This window comes from uncultured Planktosalinus sp. (assembly GCF_963973675.1).
Taxonomy (GTDB): Bacteria; Bacteroidota; Bacteroidia; order Flavobacteriales; family Flavobacteriaceae; genus Planktosalinus.
Window position 1 is genome coordinate 1 of the sequence record NZ_CAXBAN010000074.1, and the last position, 8,626, is coordinate 8,626.

The following is an 8,626-nucleotide window of genomic DNA, read 5'->3' on the forward strand; positions in this document are numbered from 1 at the left end:
TGTTATGATTGGTGACATTTTACTTCTGGGGTTTTTCAATTCTCTGGGAATGCCAACTTCAACTACAGTCTCCATTATATTTAACCTGTTAGGGGCTGCTATAGCTGTTTCATTACTAAAAATTTACAACAATGATGAAAGTTTTTCAACCCTAGGAAATTATATAAATAGCGCAAAAGCGCTTGAAATCATTGTCGGAATTCTAATGTCTGTGGGAATTGCTTTTGTGGTGGGTGCTATTGTTCAGTATATAACCCGATATCTCGTGAGTTTTAACTTTGAAAAAAAGCCAAAAATTGTTCCTGCTATTTTTGGAGGAATTGGCATCACGGCTATTTTTTACTTTATCATTATCAAAGGTTTAAAGGGCACAGCTATACTGCCTGATCAATTAACAGTATGGGCCAATGATAATATGTGGTTATTCCTATTGTACAATTTTATCATGTGGACTATTATTTCCTTTTTATTAAACATTCTGATTAAGTTAAATGTTTATAAGCTAATTATTGTATTAGGAACCTTTGCACTGGCTATGGCTTTTGCAGGAAACGACCTGGTCAATTTTGTGGGTGTTCCCATTGCTGCTTTTCAAGGCTGGGAAGCGTGGACTGCCTCAGGAATAGCTGCTGATCAATATGAAATGACCGTACTAGCCAACAAAGTTAGTACGCCAATTTACTTGCTTTTAATATCAGGTCTCATAATGGTGTTGACTTTATGGTTCTCTGAAAAAGCGCAAAGAGTATTAAAAACCTCAGTTGATTTATCAAGGCAGGATGAAGGAAAAGAGCGATTTCAAGCTAATTTATTGTCACAACAACTAGTAAGAGCTTCAATGGTTTTAAATGCAGGAATTACAAAAATTCTTCCTAAGAGGATCAATGAATCCATTGAAAAAAGATTTAAAAAAGTAGAGCCTAATATCTATGAAAAACAAATAGAAGCTCCTGCATTTGACATGATAAGGGCTGCTGTAAACCTAATGATAGCTAGCCTGCTGATATCATTCGCAACCTCTTTAAAACTACCTCTATCAACAACCTATGTAACGTTTATGGTTGCCATGGGTACTTCATTAGCAGACAGGGCTTGGGGTAGTGATAGTGCGGTATACAGAGTTGCCGGAGTTCTCAATGTTATTGGTGGTTGGTTTATGACTGCAATAGCAGCTTCTTTAACCGCAGCAACATTGGCCTTCATTATTTTCACCGTTGGTGAGGTTTCACTTATTGTATTGTTTGCGATTGCCTTTATCCTTATCTTGAGAACATACATCAAAGGTAAAAAAGCCGCTGCTGAATTTAAAGAAGATGAGTTGTTGAGAAGAGCAGAAAGCACATCCATTAAAGGAATTATTGAAGAAAGCTCAAGCAACGTCTCAACCATTATCAAAAGATCAGGTAAAGTTTACTCAGCCACACTTGAAGGTTTGGCAAAGCAAAACATTAAAAAACTGAAGAACGCTAAAAAATATACTGCAAAACTTGATGATGAAGTAGAAGAGTTAAAAGACCACATTTTCTTTTACATTAAAAACCTTCAGGGTCATGATGTGGGTGCAAGCAGGTTTTATTTGTTGGCTCAAGACCATTTACAAGACATCACCCAATCACTAGAGTTAATTACCAAGGTAAGCTTAAAACATGTAAAAAATAACCACAAAGGTCTTAAGTTCAATCAAATTAAAGACCTTAAGGAGATAGAGGCTGAACTCTTGGAGCTTTTTAGTAGAATTAAAAAAGAATTTGACAATAAGTCTTTAGAAAATCTAGGTATTATATTAAATGAAAAACAAAATCTCTTAAACAAAGTTTCAGCTCAAATTGAAAAACAAATTGCCAGAACCAAGGACCCGGAATCAAGCTCGAAAAACACAACATTGTACTTTACGCTTCTTCTGGAAACAAAAGATATAATTGTTTCCACAATAGAAATGCTAGAACTTTATTTCATTGAATACAAAAAAGCAAGTGAAATTGAGAAGAAAGATATGCTATAGGTGGTGGTATTTAAGTAAATTAAAAAAAGGGTGGTGTAAATTTTACACCACCCTTTTTCATTATAAACACTCAAAACTAAAATTTATGACCCACACATCAAACAGTCATCATCTTCATCAGTATTTTTAGATTTAGCCAATAACTCCCTTAATTCCTGTGGGCTCATGGGTTTTTCATTTACATTATGAACACCTTCAACAACAGTTTCTTTGGGTTGAGGTACTGCTTTCTTTTCGTTGTTTAAAGTAAATTTAATAGCATCAACGGCAGACTTTGTTCTCAAATAATACATTCCTGTTTTTAAACCGCTTTTCCAGGCGTAAAAGTGCATTGAAGTCAGTTTTGCCATATTGGCGTTTTCCATAAACAGATTGAGCGATTGTGATTGGTCTATAAAATATCCTCTGTGACGCGACATATCAATAATATCTTTCATACTCAATTCCCAAACTGTTTTGTAAAGTTCCTTTAAGTCTTGCGGGATTTCTTCTATGTGCTGAATGGAGCCGTTTGCCCGCATTACTTCCTGTTTTAGGTCTTCATTCCAAAGCCCAAGCTCTACAAGATCTTCAAGCAAGTGTTTGTTTACTACAATAAACTCCCCTGAAAGCACTCTACGCGTATAGATATTTGAGGTGTATGGTTCAAAAGCTTCATTATTACCAAGGATTTGAGAGGTTGAGGCTGTTGGCATTGGTGCAACCAGCAATGAATTTCTCACTCCGTTTTTCTTGACTTCTTTGCGAAGTTTTCCCCAATCCCATCGACCGCTGAGTTCTTCATCCTTGATTCCCCATAGGTTGTGTTGAAACTCTCCTTGAGAAATAGGAGATCCTTTATAAGATTGGTAAGGGCCTTCTATTTTGGCCTCTTCCATAGAAGCTGTGACTGCTGCAAAATATAAAGTTTCAAAAATTTCCTGATTTAGCTTTTTTGCTTCATCACTGGTAAAGGGAATACGCAGCAATATAAAGGCATCAGCAAGACCTTGCACCCCCAATCCAATAGGTCTGTGGCGCATATTGGAATTTTCGGCTTCTTTTACAGGATAATAGTTTCGGTCAATTACTTTATTCAGGTTTTTGGTAACACGCTTTGTAACCTTGAATAATTCTTTGTGGTCAAATTCGCCATTTTTTATAAACATTGGCAAGGCAATAGAGGCTAGATTACAAACAGCAACCTCATCGGGAGAAGTGTATTCCATAATCTCTGTACAAAGGTTAGAAGAGCGAATGGTTCCCAGGTTTTTTTGGTTTGACTTTCTGTTTGCTGCATCTTTATAGAGCATGTATGGAGTTCCGGTTTCAATTTGCGACTCTAGTATTTTTTCCCAAAGTTCTCTTGCTTTGATTGTTTTTCGGCCTTTTCCTGCTTCTTCAAACGCTAAATATTTGTTTTCAAATTCTTCACTATGGCAATCATAAAGACCGGGACATTCGTTAGGGCACATCAGAGTCCAGCTGGCATCTTCCTGCACTCGTTTCATAAACAAATCTGGTATCCACATGGCATAAAACAAATCGCGGGCGCGCATTTCTTCTTTACCGTGATTTTTCTTTAGGTCCAGAAAATCAAAAATATCAGCATGCCAGGGCTCTACATAAATAGCAAAAGATCCTTTGCGTTTTCCGCCTCCCTGGTCTACGTAGCGTGCGGTATCATTAAAAACTCGCAACATAGGTACTATTCCATTTGAAGTTCCGTTCGTTCCTGCTATGTATGATCCGGTGGCTCTAATGTTATGAATTGACAACCCAATTCCACCGGCAGATTGTGATATTTTGGCTGTTTGCTTTAAGGTGTCATAAATACCATCGATGCTGTCGTCCTTCATTGTTAACAGAAAGCAAGAAGACATTTGTGGTTTCGGGGTTCCCGAATTAAAAAGCGTGGGTGTAGCGTGTGTAAAATATTTTTTAGACATCAACTCATAGGTTTCTTTAGCGGCCTCTAGGTCGTTAAGATGGATACCAATTGAAACCCTCATGAGCATATGTTGAGGTCGTTCTGCAACATTTCCGTTTATTTTTAACAGATAGGATCTTTCCAGTGTTTTAAATCCAAAGTAATCGTAATTAAAATCACGATTATAAATGATGGCTGAGTTGAGTTCATCGGCATTTTTTTGAATGACTTCATAAACCTCATCACTTACCATCGGGGCTTTTTTTCCTGTTCTTGGATTGACATACTCATAGAGGTCTGTCATTACTTCAGAAAAGGTTTTCTTGGTGTTTTTATGTAGGTTTGACACCGAAATACGAGCTGCGAGCTTCGCATAATCAGGATGTGAAATGGTGAGGGTTGCGGCAATTTCTGCTGCAAGATTATCAAGTTCTGAAGTGGTCACGCCATCATATAGGCCTTCAATAACCCTCATGGCTACTTTTACAGGATCAACACGTTCATTGAGTCCGTAACACATTTTTTTAACGCGCGATGTGATTTTATCAAACATCACGGGTTCTTTTCTGCCGTCTCTTTTTACTACATACATAATTTTTATCGCTTTTAGTTGGGAGGTTAATTTTTCGAGAAAACAATCCTGTTGCATTTTGGTAAAAACGCAATTATTTTCTTATTTAATTTTAATTTATTGTTCTTTAACTAGCTTCTAAAAGTCTTCGTCAAAGCTAATTTTATTGGTTTCTTTGTCCTTGTTTGTCACCCCGGCTTTTTGATATTCAGACACGCGTTTTTCAAAGAAGTTTGTTTTTCCCTGCAGGGAAATCATTTCCATAAAATCAAATGGGTTTTTGACATTGTATTCTTTTTCACATTCCAATTCTACCAGAAGTCTGTCAGTTACAAACTCAAGATACTGGGTCATTAGCTTTGAATTCATTCCGATAAGACTTACCGGAAGTGATTCTGTTATAAACTCACGCTCAATATTCAAGGCATCTATGATGATTTCCCGAATGCGTTCTTTGGAAACTTTATTTTTGAGGTGGTGATTGTGCAGGTGTACGGCAAAATCGCAATGCACGCCTTCATCACGTGAAATTAATTCATTGGAAAAAGTGAGCCCAGGCATCAACCCGCGTTTTTTCAGCCAAAATATTGAACAGAAAGCACCTGAAAAGAAAATGCCCTCAACGGCCGCAAAGGCTATTAATCGCTCTGCAAATGAGTCAGAATCAATCCATTTTAATGCCCAATCTGCTTTCTTTTTGATGGCCGGGAAGTTTTCAATGGCGTTGAATAGCTTGTCTTTTTCTACCTCATCTTTAACATAAGTATCTATCAAAAGTGAATAGGTTTCAGAGTGGATGTTTTCCATCATGATTTGAAAACCATAAAAGAATTTTGCTTCCGGGTATTGAACTTCATTTACAAAGTTTTCGGCCAGATTTTCATTTACAATCCCATCTGATGCAGCAAAAAATGCTAAAATGTGTTTTATAAAGTAGCGTTCATCATCATTCAGTTTGTTGTTCCAGTCAGTCATGTCCTGGTGAAGGTCAATTTCTTCTGCGGTCCAGAAACTGGCTTCGCTTTTTTTGTACCATTCCCATATATCATGGTGTTGTATTGGAAAAATAACAAATCGTCCTGGGTTATCGGTTAAAATGGGCTCTGCTGCATTCATAATTTCATTTCTTTTTTATGGGTTTTAACTCTGCTTTTTTTGATTAGTGTCGGGACTAACAAATATGGAAAATCACTATTGATTTTGAAAGGGATTTTTGTAAACGTTGTCAACAAAGTTTTCAACACACAAACTAATGAGCGTTCATGATATTTTGTTAAAATTAACGATTAACACTTTGATTTACTGTGTTTTAATTTTTTTTTATTGGCCTTATCAACAGTCTGTATGCTAGTGCCGTGAAGTCTTAATTGTACGGTGTTAAGCACACTTTTTGATTTTAAAAAAGGCTCTTAAAAAGGAGTTGATTTAAACAAAAAAAGTCGCCATAAAGACGACTTATTAAACATAAGTTATATTGAGTTATCCCAAATTATCCAAATCAATTTCGTCAATTAGATTCCACAAGTCATCAATTTTCATATCATTTCCTGTGGCTTTTACATAAAATCGATTGTCTTGCATTAATTGAATTACAGACCGGTTTCTTCTTTTGTCAAACTCTTCTATTGCTTTAATACCATTTTTGGTTACTGTTTTTCTAGATTTAAACTCGTCCTCTTCTTCAAATTCTGTTGAGAAAGCCATTCTTAAACCCGCCGTTGCCATGGCTCCCATTTCACCGGCTCCGTCTATAACTTCGATTTTGAATGATTTGCCTTTTTCTTCAGTGCTGTATGTGGCTTCAACTGAGGCAATTTTCATCATTCCCATTGCTCCTGTTTTGAAGGCTGTTCTTTTCATTCCGTCAACTTCATCTGGCAACCAGCTTTTCATTTCATCGTTTGATAATGGGGTTGTTTCGGAAAGTTTTTTTATATCATCCTGTATTTTTGTCGACTCTTTGATGATATTGTTGGTATTTACAACATTGTCTTTTGCTTCTTTTGCTTTTTTAACTACTGGATTGTCTTTGCAGGCAGAGAGAAACATTATTATTGCAAAAAATAGAATTCCTTTTTTCATGGGTTTTTGGATTTGTTTGTTATACTGTTAAGTAAATTTAAAAAATATTCTAAGATTATAAAAGAGGTGCATCCCCACACACCTTTTTTAATGAACAACAACTTTATTTTTTTTGAAATTTTTTTGTAGTTGTGAAGTTGTCTGAGGTGATTTTTAGATAGTATATACCCACATGAATGTCTGTTACATCTATTTCAACCAAGTTTTTATCGGGGTTCAATTGCCTGATTTTTTGACCTAAATTATTGATAATTTCTATGGTATCTATCAAATTTGTGGCTTGTATTGTAATTTTATCCATCGCTGGGTTTGGGTAGAGAATGAACTGCTTATTTTCAACACTTTCTGTATTCAAAAGCTCTGTTTCAGCGTCAAAATATAGGCCTCTTCCAGTAGTCCCGGAGGTTCCAGCAAAAGCGACACAAGGCAGGCCATCAGAGGTTTCTGCCACAGCGGTTGAAATTCTCGGAAAAACATTATTCCCACTATCTGAAATCACTTGGCCCTCTGAGCCAAGTTTTAAAACATATACTTTATTGTTTGCTCCTACTTCATCTACACCAACAGAAATAGAAATTTCTGTATGCCCGGACTGCCTTTTTATCCAAAGATCCGGTAATCTAAATTCAAAATCTGATGCACCGTATAATATTATATCATCAAGCGTTAAAACATTGTTTTCTATCCAATAGGCTTGCGTGTAATTTTCGCCTGAAATTTCTGTGTTTGTTATAATATTTACAAGGTCGTTGGGAGCAGCGTTTCTTTCAGCAATAATTGTTGCTTCTTTTGTATTAAAGTTTGGATTGTCTTCAATAGTTAATCTAGGACTCCAAGAAGCCGGGTCATTGTAGTTATTATTTGCATTATAGTATAAAACATTGACATTTTGACCGAGATGTGATGTATAGATAGACCCGTTATGTCCATAGGCTACACTCACATCTACACTGCAGGTATTTTGAACTATTGCTTCATCTACCCAGTTAAATCCATAGGTGCCATTTGTTGTACGAGCACTGTAAAGCCTGTGACATCCTCCTGAATTTAATTTATCATAAACAGCAAAAACACGCTGCAAGTCTGTATTTGAATTATAGTTTCTATCAACATCAAAATAGTTTACATTTGATGCAATCGTGGTTGCTACAAAACTGTTGTCTTCAATGCCCCATTTAAGCATTTGAAAATTATTTGTTTCTGTTAAAAAGTATAAATTTATATAGTTCCAGGTTGATCCTGAACCGTCAATAGAAATTAATTTTGCACGCGTAATTGGAGAAGTAATGTTTGCTGTTTTCCATAGTTCAAAGGTGTTTCCGCCGTCGAGAGAGCGATGTATATAGATAATGTCAAATGGCCCTCCAAAAGCAATGTCATTTTTATAATGTGAAATGTAAATATGTCCTTGGTGAGTTACCTCCAAATCTATTCCTCCATCCACCCAGTCATCGAGAAGGAGTTTATCTGTTGCCCAATCTTTTGTTGAAATAGGCTCTTCTCGTTGTTTAATTTGCGCCGGAACAAAAACACCGTTAAAAGCCATGTTTTTTTCTATTTCAGGTAATTTTCCACCATTTTCCACCGGTTTATATAAAGCTGCGATATCTGGATTAACCTCAGCCCAGGCGTTTTGAATAGCAAGTCTGTTTAATTCCATTTCTTGAACGGTGGTTTGTGGGTTTTCTTGTAATTGTTTTGCTTCCTCATATAAAGCTTCTAAAAGTTGTGTTTTTTCAACACTTGATGGTTCAATACCTCCAGTGATTTCTGTATCAATATTTTGAACCTGGGATAAACTGACACTGCTTAGAATAATTAGTATAAAAAGTAAAATTGTTTTTTTCATGGCATTTAATTTTAGTTTAAATAACTTTTTAAAAAGGTTGAATTCATAGTATTAGTTCAAGGCAACTTTTGTAACTCATTTTTAAAGCTTTATATTGACTTTTGTCCTGGTTTGCAAATACGTAATAAATGAAGCCATTCCTACCAATAAAGTTTGCTGAAAAAAATATCTCTGTAGTAAGGTGGCTAATTTTGATTGTGGCTTCATTTATTA

General features: G+C 35.9%; 5 protein-coding genes. 1 reads left to right on the top strand and 4 read right to left on the bottom strand.

Translation table 11 applies throughout. The features are described 5' to 3' along the window. Window positions 1-2,002 (top strand): inorganic phosphate transporter (locus AACY61_RS04465; RefSeq protein WP_339610386.1); only part of this gene is annotated, 2,002 nt, incomplete at its 5' end. 83 nt (window positions 2,003-2,085) lie between these two features. Here the strand turns inward: AACY61_RS04465 and AACY61_RS04470 are convergent. From AACY61_RS04470 to AACY61_RS04485, 4 genes are all read right to left on the bottom strand, one after another. Then, complete coding sequence (locus AACY61_RS04470; protein WP_339610387.1) at window positions 2,086-4,503, bottom strand: ribonucleoside-diphosphate reductase subunit alpha; 2,418 nt, start codon at window positions 4,501-4,503, stop codon at window positions 2,086-2,088. Window positions 4,504-4,620: 117 nt separating this feature from the next. Then, window positions 4,621-5,598: a ribonucleotide-diphosphate reductase subunit beta gene (locus tag AACY61_RS04475; RefSeq protein WP_339610388.1), complete on the bottom strand. Its 978-nt coding sequence runs from the start codon at window positions 5,596-5,598 to the stop codon at window positions 4,621-4,623. A gap of 363 nt (window positions 5,599-5,961) precedes the next feature. After that, on the bottom strand, window positions 5,962-6,564 hold the full coding sequence (locus tag AACY61_RS04480) for a hypothetical protein (RefSeq protein WP_339610389.1): 603 nt from the start codon (window positions 6,562-6,564) through the stop codon (window positions 5,962-5,964). A gap of 103 nt (window positions 6,565-6,667) precedes the next feature. Then, window positions 6,668-8,413, bottom strand: coding sequence for a T9SS type A sorting domain-containing protein (locus tag AACY61_RS04485; RefSeq protein WP_339610390.1), 1,746 nt, complete (start codon window positions 8,411-8,413; stop codon window positions 6,668-6,670). Between the last annotated feature and the right edge of the window lie 213 nt (window positions 8,414-8,626).

Coding starts and splice junctions, on each gene's coding strand:
- AACY61_RS04470 (WP_339610387.1), bottom strand. CDS start 4,503: ATGTATGTAGTAAAAAGAGACGGCAGAAAAGAACCCGTGATGTTTGAT.
- AACY61_RS04475 (WP_339610388.1), bottom strand. CDS start 5,598: ATGAATGCAGCAGAGCCCATTTTAACCGATAACCCAGGACGATTTGTT.
- AACY61_RS04480 (WP_339610389.1), bottom strand. CDS start 6,564: ATGAAAAAAGGAATTCTATTTTTTGCAATAATAATGTTTCTCTCTGCC.
- AACY61_RS04485 (WP_339610390.1), bottom strand. CDS start 8,413: ATGAAAAAAACAATTTTACTTTTTATACTAATTATTCTAAGCAGTGTC.